The organism is Vibrio sp. 1-1(7) (assembly GCF_013048485.1).
Lineage (GTDB): Bacteria > Pseudomonadota > Gammaproteobacteria > Enterobacterales > Vibrionaceae > Vibrio > Vibrio fujianensis.
Map to the genome: position 1 here is coordinate 139112 of NZ_VHSP01000002.1, position 16772 is coordinate 155883.

15 protein-coding genes are annotated in these 16772 nt (G+C 43.5%); 5 read left to right on the forward strand and 10 right to left on the reverse strand.

All coding sequences use genetic code 11. The features are described from left to right. The first annotated feature begins 285 nt into the window (after positions 1-285). Entirely contained in the window at positions 286-1002 is a 717-nt protein-coding gene (locus FKN05_RS08780; protein WP_099610921.1) for an NUDIX hydrolase, read from the forward strand. Positions 1003-1072: 70 nt separating this feature from the next. Continuing rightward, entirely contained in the window at positions 1073-1696 is a 624-nt protein-coding gene (locus tag FKN05_RS08785) for a PGAP1-like alpha/beta domain-containing protein (RefSeq protein ID WP_099610922.1), read from the forward strand. Positions 1697-1754: 58 nt separating this feature from the next. On the opposite strand, the gene FKN05_RS08790 is transcribed toward FKN05_RS08785, so the two are convergent. Further along, a complete protein-coding gene (locus FKN05_RS08790; protein WP_170887334.1) occupies positions 1755-3380 on the reverse strand; it encodes a methyl-accepting chemotaxis protein in 1626 nt (541 codons plus the stop codon). 120 nt (positions 3381-3500) lie between these two features. Continuing rightward, positions 3501-3785, reverse strand: a complete 285-nt coding sequence (locus tag FKN05_RS08795; RefSeq protein ID WP_099610923.1) for a DUF134 domain-containing protein — start codon at positions 3783-3785, stop codon at positions 3501-3503. 308 nt (positions 3786-4093) lie between these two features. Here FKN05_RS08795 and nhaD point away from each other — a divergent pair, with 308 nt between their 5' ends. Then, the gene (gene nhaD / locus FKN05_RS08800) at positions 4094-5530 is read left to right on the forward strand and encodes a sodium:proton antiporter NhaD (protein ID WP_099610924.1); all 1437 of its coding nucleotides are present in this window, start codon (positions 4094-4096) and stop codon (positions 5528-5530) included. 49 nt (positions 5531-5579) lie between these two features. On the opposite strand, the gene FKN05_RS08805 is transcribed toward nhaD, so the two are convergent. The 8 genes from FKN05_RS08805 to FKN05_RS08840 form a co-directional block, all read right to left on the reverse strand. Then, a complete protein-coding gene (locus FKN05_RS08805; protein WP_161428264.1) occupies positions 5580-5969 on the reverse strand; it encodes a hypothetical protein in 390 nt (129 codons plus the stop codon). Positions 5970-5980: 11 nt separating this feature from the next. Continuing rightward, positions 5981-6460, reverse strand: coding sequence for a methylated-DNA--[protein]-cysteine S-methyltransferase (locus FKN05_RS08810; protein ID WP_170887335.1), 480 nt, complete (start codon positions 6458-6460; stop codon positions 5981-5983). Positions 6461-6642: 182 nt separating this feature from the next. Further along, positions 6643-7872 (reverse strand): sodium/glutamate symporter, encoded by a 1230-nt coding sequence (gene gltS, locus FKN05_RS08815; protein WP_099610926.1) that lies wholly within the window; start codon positions 7870-7872, stop codon positions 6643-6645. Between the two features lie 260 nt (positions 7873-8132). Beyond that, on the reverse strand, positions 8133-9359 hold the full coding sequence (gene gltS / locus FKN05_RS08820; RefSeq protein ID WP_099610927.1) for a sodium/glutamate symporter: 1227 nt from the start codon (positions 9357-9359) through the stop codon (positions 8133-8135). Between the two features lie 581 nt (positions 9360-9940). Further along, complete coding sequence (locus tag FKN05_RS08825; RefSeq protein WP_170887548.1) at positions 9941-10822, reverse strand: L,D-transpeptidase family protein; 882 nt, start codon at positions 10820-10822, stop codon at positions 9941-9943. A gap of 19 nt (positions 10823-10841) precedes the next feature. Then, positions 10842-12269, reverse strand: coding sequence for a deoxyribodipyrimidine photo-lyase (gene phrB / locus FKN05_RS08830; protein WP_099610928.1), 1428 nt, complete (start codon positions 12267-12269; stop codon positions 10842-10844). A 2-nt stretch (positions 12270-12271) separates the two neighbouring features. Continuing rightward, positions 12272-13081, reverse strand: coding sequence for a MerR family transcriptional regulator (locus tag FKN05_RS08835; protein ID WP_099610929.1), 810 nt, complete (start codon positions 13079-13081; stop codon positions 12272-12274). Then, on the reverse strand, positions 13071-14024 hold the full coding sequence (locus tag FKN05_RS08840; protein ID WP_099610930.1) for a YbgA family protein: 954 nt from the start codon (positions 14022-14024) through the stop codon (positions 13071-13073). The genes FKN05_RS08835 and FKN05_RS08840 overlap by 11 nt, the downstream gene beginning before the upstream one ends. 382 nt (positions 14025-14406) lie before the next feature. On the opposite strand from FKN05_RS08840, the gene deoD reads away from it, so the two are divergent. Then, positions 14407-15123, forward strand: a complete 717-nt coding sequence (gene deoD / locus FKN05_RS08845) for a purine-nucleoside phosphorylase (protein WP_099610931.1) — start codon at positions 14407-14409, stop codon at positions 15121-15123. A 22-nt stretch (positions 15124-15145) separates the two neighbouring features. Then, positions 15146-16615: an IS1 family transposase gene (locus FKN05_RS08850; protein ID WP_161427365.1), complete on the forward strand. Its 1470-nt coding sequence runs from the start codon at positions 15146-15148 to the stop codon at positions 16613-16615. The last annotated feature ends 157 nt before the right edge of the window (positions 16616-16772 follow it).

Here is a 16772-nt window from a genome sequence, read left to right on the forward strand (position 1 = left end):
CAAGGTTAACAGAGCTGTATGTTAGTAACATTATGTTGCTAACTTTTTCAGCACAATAAATTAGCCTTACAAGTTTGTCAACTATTGTGACAAACTAACGCTTACCTTATATCCATATAATTTGTATGTTTATTTATGGCGATAATATAAAAATAACAACCCAGTGAAGGCGTTACTGAAATAAGACCACTGATAAAAACTATGTTTGTCACAAACTGTTATTTACATTTGACCCTCTCTCAGCTCTTACCTAGAATAAAGGCTCAATTTTTTAGGAATGTCAGCATGATTGTTACCATTGATCTGGTTTGTTTACGCCTTGCACCAACCGGTATTCAAATATTATTGGTTAAACGCAGTAATCCTAATCGGCCAGATTGCGGTCAATGGGCCTTGCCGGGAGGACTCGTGTATGATGAAGATATGACGGCCAAGGGTGGTGAACCCGCCGATGAAGATTTTGATTCTGCCCGACGACGTATTTGTCGGCAAAAAATTCATACTTATCCGAATTTTATTAGCGATCCACTCGTTGATGGTAACCCTAAACGCGATCCCGATGGTTGGAGCGTCAGTATCTCGCATTACGCGCTGCTTAATCCTTCTAATGTTCAACAAATTGAAGATTTTGGTATCGATCGCAATCGCGCTAATTGGTTTAGTCTGAAGATGCTGCTAAATAATGAAATGGAACTGGCTTTTGACCATGTCGCTCAAATTCAACACGCATGGAAAAAACTACGTGCCGCGGTCGAATACACATCGGTTGTACTTTTCTCATTGGAAAAAGAATTTCTGGTGGCAGATATCATTGATGCTTATGCAAAATTTGGGGTAGACATGAATCGCATGACGGTCAAACGGCGGCTGATTAATACAGGCGTAATTGTCAGCGCGAACAAAATCGCCGCTTCATGTAAAGGAAAAGGTGGGAAACCCGCCACTGTATATCGCCTTGCCAACCACGAAGTCACTTACTTTCAAACCTGCTTACGCGGATAAAAGACCACTTTAACTTGTCATAAAAGCATGGTTAGATCACCACTTCGAGCCGTTTGTAGGACGACCTATCATGCCAATTATTATTCTTCATGGACTCTACATGCATAGCATTGTTATGCATCCCTTACGCCAGCAACTGACTAAGTTGGGTTATCAAGCGATCGCACTTAGTTACAATACACTGTCGATTAATGAGGAAAAACTGTTTCTCCAAATTGATGCCGCACTCGATTGCAAACAAAGCAATGTGTTGGTCGGGCATAGCTTAGGCGGCTTGATGATCAAACGCTATTTAGCTTCACGCCACCCCAATACTCAGCATATCTCTCATGTGATCACCATCGGTTCTCCTTTGCAGGGGGCCTCGATTGTAAGCAAAATAGAGCAATTAGGGCTGGGAATGATTCTTGGAAACGCCACTGAATATGGCTTAAAAAAACATCATGATAGCTGGCATTTTCCACAAAAGCTCGGCAGTATCGCGGGGACGCTTCCCATCGGAATGCGCACATTATTAATGGGGAATCAAAAGGAGTCCGATGGCACGGTGACGGTGGAAGAAACCAAAATTGCAGGCATGACGGATCATCTGGAAACACGAACCACACACACCAGTATGTTATACAACCATTATATCGCCAAACAAATTGACCACTTCATTCGCTATGACCAATTTGAACATGAAAAGACCTGAATCAGCATCAAGAGAACAACTCGATTCAGGTCAAGCAAACCATGAAAAATTGAAACCACTAAACGGTAAATGCACCAATGTACTGCTTTAAGTGTTCAGTTTGTTGCTGAACAAGGTGATAGGTCTGCGTGGTTTCACTAGCAATATGTTCAATATTAAGAGAAGATCCTTCAATCGTGTTGACGCTCTCACTCACATGCATTGATAACTGTTGCTGCGTTTGTGCCAATTGAGCAATTTGTCCATCAAGTTTTGCAATAGCTTGCGCGGCCTCCACGATTTGGTGATAAGCAGCTCCCGCCTCTTTGACTTGCTGTAAACTTTCCCCAATTTCAATTTGACACTGTTTCATAAAACCTTGCGCATCCGAAGCTTGAGCTTGCAGGTTTTCAATCACTCCGGCAATTTCTTCAATCGACTGCTGGGTCTGCTGAGCTAATTCACGAACGTGATCGGCTACAACAGCAAACCCTCGTCCAGCCTCACCGGCTCGCGCAGCTTCAATTGCCGCGTTTAATGCCAGTAAGTTGGTTTGCTTGGTGATATTACCAATCACCTCAGAAATAAGGCTAATATCTGAGCTACGTTGATACAGCCCATTAATCACTTGTCCGGCTTGATCCAGTAATTGTGATAAGTGTTCTGTCCGCTCAATGGAATGCACAATACTTTGCTCACCTAGCTGCGCTTGTTGTTGAGTTTCCTCACTCTTGTACGATGCCTTATGCGTCACTTGATCAATATGCTGAGTGTTGCCTGATAAATCTGCCACAGATGAGACAATTTTCTGGATCTCGTATTTCTGCTCATCCACACTTTGCTGAGTATGCGCAACCTTAGCGGCCAGCTCTTCAGAAGCCAAGTCTAACGAATGGACACTCTCTTTTACGGAAAGGATCAATGTGGTTAAGTTCTCTTGCATATGAATAAATGCTTGCGCCGCTTCACCAAATTCATCGTGCTTAAACTGTGTCAGTGATAAACGCGATTCCAACTGCCCCTGTCCAACAATCGACATGTGTGCTTTTAACCGAGCCAATGGCCGCAATACTCGTTTGGCTGTCAAATATCCGCTGACAAGTAACGCAAGTACCACTAAAGCAGCAGCCCCAACAGAACTACGGATCACTCGCTCAATCTGTGCTTGTTTCTCATTTTTCATGCGAGTCGCATCTTGCTCTAGTTGATGCTGAAATTGTGTCAATCCTTCCACAATCTCATTAAAAGGTGCCAACATTGGACCCAGCATTTGACGGCGAGCTTCTTCAATCCGGTTTTGATCAATGAGATCTATATAATGCTGCTGCATTATTTGGTAGGCCTCTATTTGGCGTTCAAAATCAGATACTGATGTTTGAATATCGGGCAAATCCGCTAACTGCTCCATACGTTGTAATGCCTGTTTGACCGCTTGATCATTAAATTCGATGGTTTGCATAATCGTGCGATGTTCATCAACATCATCAGTTAAGCCATAGTCGAGAGCAAAACGGCGGTAAGTCACTGTGTAATAACGCAGATCAGAAATCGCGGTGAGCAGTTGAACATTACGATCAACCACCGTACCAAACTGCTGCTGGACACGGGTTAAATTGAGAATAAGGAAAAAGCTTAAGCCAACAATCGCAAAAACCGCCAACGCGGCATTGGCTCGGACTAATCGAGTAATGGAAAGTGAACGCATAACACGGTGCCCTGTCTATCAATGTCATAAGAGCACAGTATAAAGGAGAGGGTGATATTCGAACGCTCGATTGTACCTATTTCTTTGATAGATAAAACCGTCAAAACTTGGTGGTGGCCGTTATTGTGGCTGTTCTTCCATCAACAGTGCTTTGCCATGAAGCAAGCAGTCTGAGACTTTACGCCTCGCCGATTTCACTAGATTCGCTAAGGTTTGACGAGAAACGCCCATCACCATGGCGGCTTCTTGCTGCTGCATTCCTTGATAATCAACCAAACGCAGCGCTTCAAACTCATCCGCTTGAATGGAAACCGCTTCTAACTGAGCCATCGGAATTCCATTGGGTTTAAAACAACTTTGAGCTGGAAAGCCACAAATTTGTCTTGGAATTTTTGGACGCGCCATAACCTTCTCTTTTTATCGGGAACATGGGAATACGCGCTATTGTGGCATTTTGGCTTGAAAAGGCAACTCAACACCTCGGGCTCAAGGTAATTAACATCACAAAATAAAGTAACCAATATCACGACCATATATTAAGTGGCCCATATCACCGGATGCCCAACACTTTTTCTGCGACACGCCTCGGATAAATTCCATTAACAAATAACACAAAAATAAAACAAATCAAACATTTCCAACCTGCTTCACAGTCATTTTTATGGATAATCATTACACTCTGAGCAATTTTTTTGACTATCGGAGTACCAATAATGAATCGAATATGGGTGGGCTTTTGTCTGCTATTTATTCCCCAGCTTGCTTTTGCAACCACGATAACCCCAGGTTCCCCCTTACCACTGACGCATTCCACAATAGGTTATGCGTCGCTAATTCTATTTTGTATTGCTTATGCTCTGGTGATGTTAGAAGAATACTTACATCTGCGAAAATCAAAACCCGTACTGCTTGCGGCAGGATTAATCTGGGCGATGATCGGTTATGTTTATCAACAACATGATAACGTAGAGATCGCCCGGGCTGCGTTAGAGCATAATCTTCTCGAATATGCAGAACTTCTACTCTTCTTGTTGGTTGCCATGACTTATATTAGTGCCATGGAAGAACGCCGTCTTTTTGATGCTTTGCAAGCGTGGATGGTGGGTAAAGGGTTTAACTTTAAGACGTTGTTTTGGCTTACCGGTATCCTCGCTTTTTTCATCTCCCCTATTGCCGATAACCTGACTACCGCACTACTTATGTGTGCTGTTGTCCTTAAAGTGGGTGGCAATAATATTAAATTTGTCAATTTAGCTTGTATTAATATCGTTCTTGCGGCTAACGCTGGCGGGGCCTTTAGTCCATTCGGTGATATTACCACGCTAATGGTATGGCAAGCGGGTCACGTCACCTTTATGCAATTTATGGATCTCTTTATCCCATCGGTGATTAACTACGTGATCCCTGCCGTCATCATCTCGTGGTTCTTACCCACTGAAAAACCGGACGCGCTTTATGAACAGGTAGAGTTAAAACGAGGCGCACGTCGTATCGTGGCTTTGTTTATTTTCACTGTTGCTACGGCGGTATCTTTTCATGCCTTATTCCACTTTCCACCCGTTATCGGCATGATGATGGGGTTAGGTTACCTACAATTTTTTGGCTATTTCCTGAGAAAAACGTTAGCCAGCTCATTAGCGAAAAAAGCCGCAATTGCGATGGCGAAGAAGGATGAAGCCGCTTTAAAACGTCTCGGTTCCGTGGTTCCTTTTGATGTTTTTCGCCGCATTTCCCACGCAGAATGGGATACCTTGCTCTTCTTCTACGGCGTTGTCATGTGTGTCGGTGGCCTAAGCTTATTAGGTTATCTCGGCATGGTATCTGAGGTGATGTATACCCAATGGAACCCGATTTGGGCCAATATCGCATTAGGTGGCATTTCTGCCATTGTGGATAACATTCCCGTTATGTTTGCGGTACTAAGTATGGATCCTTCCATGTCATTAGGAAACTGGCTACTGATCACTTTAACCGCCGGTGTTGGGGGAAGTTTATTATCGATTGGTTCAGCCGCTGGCGTGGCCTTGATGGGAGCCGCTCACGGTAAATATACCTTTATCGGTCACCTAAAATGGACGCCCGTAATTATGCTCGGTTACATTGCCAGCATTGCGGTACATCTGCTGCTTAACCAAGCGTTATTTTCTTAACCCCCCCTTATTCAGGCTCTCTTTCATTTTCGATAAGAGAGCCTTTTGTTTACTCCTTATTTTGCGGTAATGCATCAATACGAACCCAAATATTACTTAATTGATATTTGGCACAAGCACTACAGGTCAAGACCTCACCGCCACCATGAATCCTCATCACCAGATCATCTCGCTTTTCTTTCGAGTTATTACGAATTTCGATATAGAGGAGGTTCTCCTTGACTGTATAATTACGCTGCCACTCTAAGTTTGCTGTTTCAGATTGAAAAGAAACCTTACCATCCTTAAATTTCAAGGTGTAAGGGGTATGTTGATTATCATACGCGCCTTCAAAAGCAAACGTTTCTTTATCAGCCATGCGCTCCAAATCGTCCTGAGTACATCCATTCAAGAGAGAGAGCAACAGCATACCGATAATGTGCATTGGCTTATTACGCATCAAGGTGATCCTTATTCTGTGTACTTTTTCTCCAATTCAAGCAGATACGCTTTCCGTTCGATTCCCCCAGCATAGCCCGTTAATGCGCCATTTTTACCAATTACTCGATGACAAGGTATGATGATAGAGATGGGATTACGACTACTTGCCACTCCGACAGCTCTCGTCGCAGTGGGTTGGTTAATCGCTTGAGCGAGTTGTCCATAACTCCATGTTTTACCATAAGGGATACCGCGCAACACTTGCCATATTTTTTGCTGAAATTCCGACCCTTGGAGCGACAGTGGCAAATCAAAATCGGTGCGACGGCCTAAAAAATACTCGCTTAACTGATTGATTGTTTGTATCAGTATAGGACAAGACTTGGTATATGCCCCCAGTTCTATAGGCATACCCACCGTCGTGATAAACCAAAGGCCAGATAAACCATTAGGGTCGGACTGTAATATGATTTTCCCCAGCGGGCTTTGATAGTCGGTAAATTGATACATTGCGCCACACCTTAACCCATTTCATCGCTTGAATCCTTAGATAGAGTACGACATCTGGGCTACTGAAGCCAATATTAGGGTCTACTTTTGCGCTTGAAAATAGACCTCACAAACGATGACTGCGAACTGAACCAATTCCAGCGTATAAACCTAGGCTTTGTTCATCCTCTACTTTATTGCCATCAATGGGTTAAAAAAGAGAGACTGGCCTGTAAGATGACTAAATTAACAATATCAATAAAAAAAGCGCCCACAATCGGCACGACCATAAAAGCCTGTGGAGAAGGGCCAAAGCGGTTGACGACCGATCCCATATTCATCACCGCTGTTGGGGTTGCACCTAGCCCAAAACCACAATGACCGCTGGTGATAACGGCGGCATCATAACTACGCCCCATCACTCGGAAGGTCACATAATAAGCAAAAAGTGCTAACACAACCGACTGAACGGTTAAGATCACCAAAAAAGGGATCGCTAAGTCAAAAATATTCCACAGCTTTAAACTCATCAATGCCATGGCAAGGAACAGTGCTAATGATACCGTCCCTAAGATATCGACCGTCTCCATATCGATTTTTCGAACATGAGTCACTTCCATCACATTAGTTATTGCAACACCGATAAAAAGTGCATAGACAAAATCAGGGATCATTAGCCAACTAATCTCGAAATGACGAACCCATTGCCCAAGATAATGAGCCCCGGTAACACAAAGCAAGATAATCGATAAGCTTTCTATCACTTTTTTCGATGTCACCCGATCTTCTTCATGCTCGTTGTAGGTGACCAGTTCTGGGAAACGCTGGTGTGTTTGAAGGCTGCGTCCATATTCAGATTCTAAATGACGTTTTTCTATCAGATGGTTAGCAATCGGGCTACCGATAATCCCCCCAATAATTAAGCCAAACGTTGCAGATGCCATAGCAACTTCGAGCACATTATTTAGCCCATACATATTTTGAAATGTCTGCGCCCACGCAGCTCCCGTACCATGCCCACCAGAGAGTGTAATAGAACCCGCAATCAATCCCATCAAAGGATCAAGGCCAAGTAGCGAAGCAAGAGACACGCCCACAGCATTTTGGATAACAATATACACGGATGCGATGATCAAAAACAAAAAGACCTTCATGCCGCCCTTGACCAATTGCGTATAATTAGCGGCTAATCCTACGGTTGAAAAAAACATCAACATAAAGGTATTTTGCAGTGGTAGATCAAAAACCCAATCGATGCCATGCAAATGCATTATGGTAATCAGGCAGGCGACAATAAGCCCCCCAACTATGGGTTCGGGAATATTAAATCGTTTTAAGATGGGGAATTTATGATTGATGAACTGACCTAAAAAAAGCACGCCAATCGCAACTAAAAATGACTCCTGTGGGCCAATAGAAATAACCTGATTCATAACACCTCTTTCCTACTTTTTCTCATGTTTTTTGAGAATCGATATAAAAACATGATTGGGTATAAAGTCAGGTTGCCTAGAGAAAGCCAACATTACTAGGGTCTAAAAAAGCAACTTTCTCATTAAATAAGAATAAAGAATAAATAAATCGCAAATAATTCTCATAATTTGATAAAAAAGAAAAAGGAACCTAGCGGTTCCTCTTTCACTGGTGGTTCGCTCACTGAATCTAGTGACTAAACAATAAACAAAAAGAGCGATTAGCTTATCAGTGTGATGTATCCCTGTAAGATAATCAGATTCACAATATCAATAAAAAAAGCGCCGACAATCGGTACCACCATAAAAGCCTGCGGAGAAGGGCCAAATCGATTGACGATAGACCCCATATTCATGACCGCTGTGGGTGTCGCACCTAGGCCAAACCCACAATGACCACCAGCGATCACCGCGGCATCGTAATTACGCCCCATGACTTTAAAGGTGACATAGTATGTAAAAAAGGCTAACACCACCGACTGTACCGCTAAAATCAATAGAAATGGGATCGCTAAATCGAAAATATTCCACAATTTTAAGCTCATCAATGCCATGGCAAGAAACAGCGCCAAAGAAACCGTGCCCAACATATCCACCGTTTCCGCATCCACTTTACGAACCTTAGTCACTTCTAATAGGTTGGTGATCAATACCCCAATAAATAAGGCATAAACAAAATCAGGGATCATCAGCCACGGAATATGAAATGTACTTACCCACTGCTCAACATACTTAGCGCCCGTAACACAGATCAATAAGAAAAACAGGTTCTCAATTACCGTTTTCGCTGTCACGCTATCTTCTTCATTCTCGTTATAAGTCACCACTTCAGGAAAGCGCTCATGTGTTCTTGAGCCGCGACCATATTCCGACTCAAAATTGTGCTTATCCACTAAGCGCTGAGCCACAGGACTACCAATAAGCCCGCCAATAATCAGGCCAAATGTCGCCGATGCCATGGCAATTTCTAATACGTTATCTAAACCGTACACCGCTTGAAATGTTTGTGACCAAGCCGCGCCAGTGCCATGGCCGCCTGACAAGGTGATAGATCCAGCAATCAAGCCCATTAGCGGATCAAGCCCTAATGCGCTGGCTAAAGAGATACCGATAGCGTTTTGAATAATGATATACAACGAGGCTACCGCTAAAAAAATAAACACTTTAGCACCGCCTTTAATCAGTTGAGTGTAATTAGCCGCCAAACCCACCGTTGCAAAAAACATCAACATAAAGGTGCTCTGCAACGGGAGTTCAAAATCCAAATCAATCCCATTGAAGTGTAAACCTGCAATGATACAAGCAATAATCAAACCACCGACAATGGGTTCTGGGATATTAAATTTATTTAATATTGGTAGCCTAGCATTCACAAAATGGCCAAGAAAAAGAACACTGATGGCCACCAAAAAGGACTCCAATGTGCCAATAGAAATCAAATGATTCATATAACCTCATTATTTTTATTCTCTTCATCCTCCATGATGACTGAGGGAAAATTGATGGGTTTGTTCAAAGCGATCGCCGACTAAGAAAGCCTACTCAACACGTTACTTATGCGCCTGAAGCTAAATTAAAGGGATGACTAAACGGTGTTTTTATTACGCTGCTATTCCCCATAAAATATAAAAAGAGCACCTTGGTATAAATGATAGGGCTCTTTTTTTACGCTGAGTACCGGCGATACAGTCATGTCTGCGCCTCTCCATAGGCTCCTTTTTTAAACAGACATGGCCTTTCCTTGAACAAAATTACCCGCTATTACAAAAAAAATAGAGCGCTGTTTTAAAGCGCTCTACCTCTAAGATTGACTTGTTCCCGTTGTAGCGAAATCACTCTGACTCATGACAAATAACGAGCCGAACCTCGGGAAACACTCAAGTTCTCAATAGAGGTGATTATCATAACGAGACCAGATTCTAGCATATTAACTGACATTTTCGTAAATTATGTTATTTTCGTCTAATTATTGAGCAAAGCAACGATAGATTTCTCTGCGCTACGAGAAGCAATCCTTTCCTCGAGTCGTTTACTGTTCACTTGGCGGAACCACCTCGATTGGAATGCCATTTTGAGCCAAAATAGCAGCACGAGCTCGTGCTTCAGGTTGATTAAATTCACGCATCCACCACGTTAACTCAATGGGTAAACTCAAGATTTTTTTACTGCCATCACTACGAGTTAACGGCTCATGCGCCTCAATAAAAACACTGCGATCCGCTTCTAAGGTGACTTTTATTGGCTCGTTAATTACACGAACTTTCATCCCTCGTTCGGCTTGCTGAAATAGCCACTCAATATCTTTAGGCTCCATCCGAATACATCCAGCACTGACCCGCATACCAATGCCAAAATCTTTATTGGTGCCATGAATCAAATATTCTCCAGAACCATAAGCTAAACGCATCGCGTATTCGCCGAGTGGGTTGTTGGGCCCGGCCGGTACCACCGCTGGCAGCTCAATGCCTCGCTGCAAATACTCATGACGAATAGATTGAGGGGGTGTCCATGTTGGATTCGGTCGCTTTTGACTAATATAGGTTTCCATTTCGGGTGTATCACGACCAATGCGGCCAATGCCAACAGGGAAAATATGCACTTGACGCTGCTCAGGTTGAAAGTAATACAAGCGTAATTCCGCTAAATTAATCACAATGCCTTCATATGGCACATCAGGTAAAATCATTTGCGACGGAATGGTTAAAACACTGCCTTCGGCAGGCAGAAAAGGATCAACCCCTTTATTCGCTGCCATTAAAGCCAAAAAACCCACTTCATACTGGTTAGCAATGTTGGCAAGAGTTTCTCCTTGGCTAACCACATGGTATTGCATACGGCCAACCAAACGGCTTCCTTCTTTAGGAAAATCATAAACTGTCGCTTGGCTGGTCGTCGCATAACTCAACCACATCAGCAAAAATATCAACCCATTACGCAATACCATTCTCCATTTCTTTGGCTTCTTTGTATAAACGCAAGGTTACTTCTCTTTGTACTTTATGATCAACCATTGGCGATGGGTATGACATCAGATTAAATTCAGACCATGTCCACGGCGAATGCAAATAAGTGAGCGGCACATGAGCTAATTCAGGAACCCATTGGCGAATAAACTGGCCATTGGGGTCAAACTTTTCACCTTGAGTAATTGGGTTGAAAATTCGAAAATAAGGTTGGCCATCACATCCAGTTGATGCGCACCACTGCCAGCCTCCATTATTTGACGCATAATCGCCATCGATCAAATGACGCATGAAGTAATCTTCTCCCCAACGCCAATCAATATGTAGATCTTTAGTTAAGAAACTCGCCACAATCATTCTTAATCGATTATGCATCCAGCCCGTTTGTTTAAGCTGACGCATGGCGGCATCCACAATAGGAAACCCCGTCTGTCCTTCGCACCAGCGCTCAAATGCAGCGGTATCATTGTACCAAACCAGTTGAGCCGCCCAAGAGTGGAAGTCTTTTCCTTGTGAAAGTTTGGCTTCAAATGCCATTAAATGTTGATAAAACTCTCGCCACACTAATTCACTCATCCACATATCAGCCCCCGCAGAAAGCACGCCGCCAGTCGATTGCGTATAGAGTCGAGCAAGACATTGGCGAGCAGAAAGGGCCCCAATAGCCAGATAAGCAGAAAGGCGACTGGTATACTCTTGGGCGGGATAGTCGCGTTGTTGATGGTATTCATCCACCTTATGCTGACAGAATTGACGAAGCTGTTGCCGTATTGCATCAAAATCGACCGGCCATTGCTCACTCGTGTAACGTGGATAGGTAAAAGGCTGTGCTTCACTCCATACATAAGCACGATAAGCCTCTGGTACTTTAACCTTTTGCGCGACAGGGGTGGTTAAAATCGTCGGTGGAACAAACTGAGTTAGCCAAGCGCGTTTAAAAGGGGTAAAAACTTTAAAATAATCCCCTTGTTTGGTTAACACCTGCCCAGGAGGAATCACACATTTATCATCAAAATCACACCACTCTATCGCTTGTTCGGCGAGCAGTCGCTGCGCTAACGCATCCCGTTGTTGTTCATTGTATTCGTACTCACGATTAACCAGCACTTGATCCACCCCAAGCGCGGCGGACATCTCTGCCACCGCTTGAGCCGCCTGGCTAAAATCATCACATTCGATGTAGAGAAGTGGCACATTTAACGCTGCTAACTCTTGCTGTAATTCAAATAAGCGACGATAAATTAAATCCGCTTGAATCGCGGCCATTCCATGCTGCTGCCATTGTTGTGGCGTTGCAATATAAAGTGCATAAACCGGTTGAGTACTGGTGATGGCATAACGTAAAGCGGTATTATCCACAGCGCGAAGATCGCGCCTTAACCAAACCAATTTCATTCCTAGTCTTCCTGTTTTACCAGAGTGGCTAATACCTCTGAAAAATAGATCGCTTCAGAGAACTGTGTTTTCAGCGCGGTTAACGCCTTACGTTGGTTATCCGATAAATGACGATACGAAAATAATGCAAGGCTTGAATAGTTCGTACTACCTTGATGGTCAACTAAGCCAGTAATATCGTCAATGCCTTCCATGAAGGTCACCTGATATCCTTTCTCTGCCCAGCTCACGGCCCATAGCCACGCGAGAATATGACCGGCATGCTCAAAACTAACACATAAGCATTTTCCCTTATAAGCGGCTTTATTTTCCGCCTCAAGAATGCTCGATAGCTTACTCAACATCACACTGTTAAATAATCCTTTTTGTAAAGATCGCAGTGGCCCTTTTACTTTTTCCAACGCCTCAATCACAGGCAGTACAAATTGTGTTTCAACAATATCTAAAGGATATTCTTTCATCACTGTAGCAAGCACATTTGCCGCTTTTACACCATTTAACTGAGCCAAAGCATCCAGTAATTGGTGACACGCTTGCAACTCTGCCGCGGTTTCCAACGGTAACTCGGCATCGATCAACTCATTGGCTTGCAGTAACTGGCTTACTTTGCCAATAGCGACCCCTTTTAACAGCCAGCTCTGTATTTGACGAATGGTATTGATATCGTGCTCGCTGTACAGTCGATGTCCTTTGTCTGAACGCTTTGGTTGAATTAAATTATAGCGACGTTGCCAAGCGCGTAACGTGACAGGCTTAACCCCTGTCAGCTCCGACACTTCACGAATGGCATAACGGGTTTCTTTACAATCCATAACGTAGTTTCAACTCCTGAGGATGAGGGTTTAGATAGCGTTGTTGGCTAAGGTACGCATCTGGATACATGGCTAAATAGTGTTTGATTAACGTTAAAGGAGCCAAAAGTGGTAATAATCCGCGACGATATTCATCAATCACTTGAGCAAGCTCTGCTTTCTGTGATGAGGTGAGTGAACGTTTAAAATAACCTTGAATATGCATCAGAACATTGGTTTGATTTTTTCGACTCGCGCGAAAGGTCAGGGCTTGCATCAGCTCTAAACGATACTCTTGAATAAAATCCGCTAATTGATATTGAGCCACGTTTGCCACTAACCGCCCTAAGCGTTGATAAGACGTAGGATGATGGGCCATTAAGGTCAATTTATATCGCGAGTGAAAATCCACCACTTTACCAGCGGTTGGGTTATCACCTAAGCTTTGGTAAAAATCGTGTAAACAAAACACACGGGTAATAAAATTCTCACGCAACACCGGATCATTCAGTCGCCCATCTTCCTCCACGGGTAACCAAGGCATACGTTGCATTAATTGTTCGGTGTATAAACCAACCCCATTTTTTTCTGCACCATGATCTCGATAGACTTTGACTCGCTCCATGCCACACGTGGGGGATTTGGCACAAACAATGTAACCACACAAAGCTTGAGATTGAAGATGGTCAATTTTTTTATGGGTGTACTGTAGCAAGGCTTCGGTATGATCGCGACTCGCGTCTTTCGTTTCGACTAGCGCAATACGTTGCTCATCAGCAACAAGACGGATAGTGGGACGCGGAACAGGTAACCCCATCCCGACTTCCGGACAAACAGGGACAAAATCAAAAAAAGGGCTTAACTCTTGAGTAACAAAATGGCTCACTTTGTGCCCCGCATCAAACCGAACGCGTTCACCAAGTACACAGGCACTAATGCCCACACGAATGAGTTTAACCGTCATATTGCCTCCCGACCAACCAAGCCTTATTCACCAACAACGATGAAAAGATTATACATAAAATATTCTTGTATAAGATATAGCACAGTATCTCAATGTTATACAATTTTATTTTCTGTACACATTGAATGTTCCACCCCTTGATGCGCTCTGCTTGTTGGCCTAAATGTTATTGGCTTAAGTCGCAACAAATCGCTTGCGCTACCAATTCCAACACATTTAGTTATCAATAAGGTAAAATAACTCGTACTCACTATATTTTGTGACCGATATCTCATGGGGCCTTGGTGTTGCTCGATATTATTGCCTCAACCGATTTTCATTCATCAACAGTATTCGTAAATAGTTGTATTCTGTTGATTATTTAACTTTTGGAGAACAACCCATGCCGACCCCACATATCAATGCAAAAGCAGACGCTTTTGCTGAAACGGTATTAATGCCAGGCGACCCTTTACGCGCAAAATTTATTGCTGAAACTTACTTAGATGACGTGACTCAGGTGTGTGATGTACGCAATATGTTCGGATACACTGGCTTCTATAAAGGTCAAAAAGTTTCCGTCATGGGACATGGAATGGGGATCCCATCATGCAGTATTTATGTCCATGAACTGATTGCTGAATATGGCGTAAAAAACATTATTCGAATTGGTAGCTGTGGTGCAATTCGCGATGACGTGAAATTGATGGATGTTGTCATTGGCATGGGAGCTTCTACTGACTCGAAAGTAAACCGTATTCGCTTTAATGGCCATGACTTTGCTGCGATTGCCGATTATGATCTACTTGAAACCGCTGTCAATCAAGCCAGAGCGCACAAAGTCGCGGTTAAAGTCGGTAATGTTTTTTCTGCTGATTTATTCTATACCCCAGAGCCTGAGATTTTTGAAAAAATGAAAAGTCTTGGCATCTTAGGCGTTGATATGGAGGCTGCAGGCATTTATGGTGTCGCTGCTGACCTCGGTGCTCGAGCATTGACAATTCTGACCGTATCCGATCACATCTTACGTGGTGAGAAACTCAGCTCAGAAGACCGTCAAAAATCGTTCCATGACATGATGCAAATCGCACTGGACACTGCCATCAACATCGATTTCTAATTTTTACCCCGAGGGGGCGATCGTGCCAAATGACCAATTACCGCTGGCGGCTGAGGGTTTACAACTCAACTTTTGTAAAACATTGGCGTGTAACAACTTTGGCTTGAGCGATGCAAAACATTATGTTTTGCAACATGCGAACCCGAAGCGGCCAACGATGGTTTGTCGAGAGTGTGGTGCTTTCCCCCCTTTACTTAATAATGCCGATGTACTCAACGAACTGCATCGTCTACGCCAGTTGCATAGCGATGGCTTACCTGCATGTCGCCATACTGACTGCACAAATTTTGGCTTATCGGTTCACACACATAAACACCTTTACCATGCCTTCGGTTACAGCGGGGATCGCCAGCGCTATCGCTGTAAAGCTTGTCAAACCACATTCGTTGATAAATGGTCGGGTGCGAATCATAAACTCGCGTTGCAAGAAAGCCTGCTAGGATTACTGTTTACTGGCTATTCTGTGCGTGAAATTTGCCGCAAACTGACGATTAACCCTAAAACGTTTTATGACCATGTTGAACATATTGCCAGCCGTTGTCGACGCAAATTAGCCATGATTGATGCACGTTGGGTCAACCACGCTGACTCATATCAGTTAGCCTCTCACTATACCGCTTTGCAACCCCTGAGCAATAATGGTGCATTGTGGATCACCACTGGCGATGCCAAAACCGGTTATATTTTATGTCAACACGTTAACTACTCTGCTAATGAAGACGCCCCCAGTTGCGGCGATCACGATCCTTATCGCCTTCCTGCCCGTTTTGTGGCTCGCGATTATTCTTCCGAGTCGAATCTGGCTATGCCAGAGCCGTCTTCAATATTACGTGAACGTATCGATCAAAAATATCAAACGATCTTAGCAAGAGGCAATGTTGAAGACCCAATGGGGAACCTCACCGCCTTTCATTATCCTTCTAAAGGCGCGTTAATTCGACCGCCTTATACCGCTTATGCGCACTATCTGCATGTATTAGATATGTGTTTACCCAATAAACATGTTTCTTTATTTATGCCGCAAGATCCGCTGCTACGCTCAGCGGCACTGAGTGTTTGTTTACCTCGTATTCGTCAGCAACAAGTTGATTTAATGTACGTAGAAGAAGAGCATCAGTGGAACGCCAGCGAGCCTTTTACTCGCATTGATATTGTTTTGATGGGGTGGTGGCGAGATCGTTGGGCGATTATCCACCAGCATCACGCGACCAAAGGCATCTGCTATCTGGCAGGAAACCATCCCTCGCCACAACATTGGCTACCCATTGCCAGCACCCGCCAAATTGATTTTTATCAGCAGCGATTTCAATTGTTGTTTGAATCACTCATCAATGAACCAAGAAGAAAGCTACGTCCAGGCGGAATTATGCCGCTATTGGATATTTTTCGCGCTTGGCACAATTTATGTTATCAAGATAAATATGGCTTTACTGCCGCGCAAAACTTAGGCGTGACAGAGCATCCCCTGACATTAAAAGAATTACTGTCTTAATACCTGCCCTTGGCCATACAAAAGTGGCAGGCATAAATTAACTTCAAATTTCTCAATTAAAAATGTGAACCAAGATCAATAACTGTGATAACCAGTGGTAAATAAACCTAAATTATTGTCATATAACACTAAGCTTAGATTTGTACTTGAGTCCGCT

Excerpts from the sequence above, each read along its gene's own strand:
- FKN05_RS08825 (WP_170887548.1), bottom strand. The coding sequence starts at position 10,822 with ATGTGGTTGAGTTATGCGACGACCAGCCAAGCGACAGTTTATGATTTT.
- FKN05_RS08840 (WP_099610930.1), bottom strand. The coding sequence starts at position 14,024 with ATGACGGTTAAACTCATTCGTGTGGGCATTAGTGCCTGTGTACTTGGT.
- FKN05_RS08835 (WP_099610929.1), bottom strand. The coding sequence starts at position 13,081 with ATGGATTGTAAAGAAACCCGTTATGCCATTCGTGAAGTGTCGGAGCTG.
- phrB (WP_099610928.1), bottom strand. The coding sequence starts at position 12,269 with ATGAAATTGGTTTGGTTAAGGCGCGATCTTCGCGCTGTGGATAATACC.
- FKN05_RS08805 (WP_161428264.1), bottom strand. The coding sequence starts at position 5,969 with ATGCGTAATAAGCCAATGCACATTATCGGTATGCTGTTGCTCTCTCTC.
- gltS (WP_099610927.1), bottom strand. The coding sequence starts at position 9,359 with ATGAATCATTTGATTTCTATTGGCACATTGGAGTCCTTTTTGGTGGCC.
- FKN05_RS08810 (WP_170887335.1), bottom strand. The coding sequence starts at position 6,460 with ATGTATCAATTTACCGACTATCAAAGCCCGCTGGGGAAAATCATATTA.
- deoD (WP_099610931.1), top strand. The coding sequence starts at position 14,407 with ATGCCGACCCCACATATCAATGCAAAAGCAGACGCTTTTGCTGAAACG.
- nhaD (WP_099610924.1), top strand. The coding sequence starts at position 4,094 with ATGAATCGAATATGGGTGGGCTTTTGTCTGCTATTTATTCCCCAGCTT.
- FKN05_RS08785 (WP_099610922.1), top strand. The coding sequence starts at position 1,073 with ATGCCAATTATTATTCTTCATGGACTCTACATGCATAGCATTGTTATG.
- gltS (WP_099610926.1), bottom strand. The coding sequence starts at position 7,872 with ATGAATCAGGTTATTTCTATTGGCCCACAGGAGTCATTTTTAGTTGCG.
- FKN05_RS08795 (WP_099610923.1), bottom strand. The coding sequence starts at position 3,785 with ATGGCGCGTCCAAAAATTCCAAGACAAATTTGTGGCTTTCCAGCTCAA.
- FKN05_RS08790 (WP_170887334.1), bottom strand. The coding sequence starts at position 3,380 with ATGCGTTCACTTTCCATTACTCGATTAGTCCGAGCCAATGCCGCGTTG.
- FKN05_RS08780 (WP_099610921.1), top strand. The coding sequence starts at position 286 with ATGATTGTTACCATTGATCTGGTTTGTTTACGCCTTGCACCAACCGGT.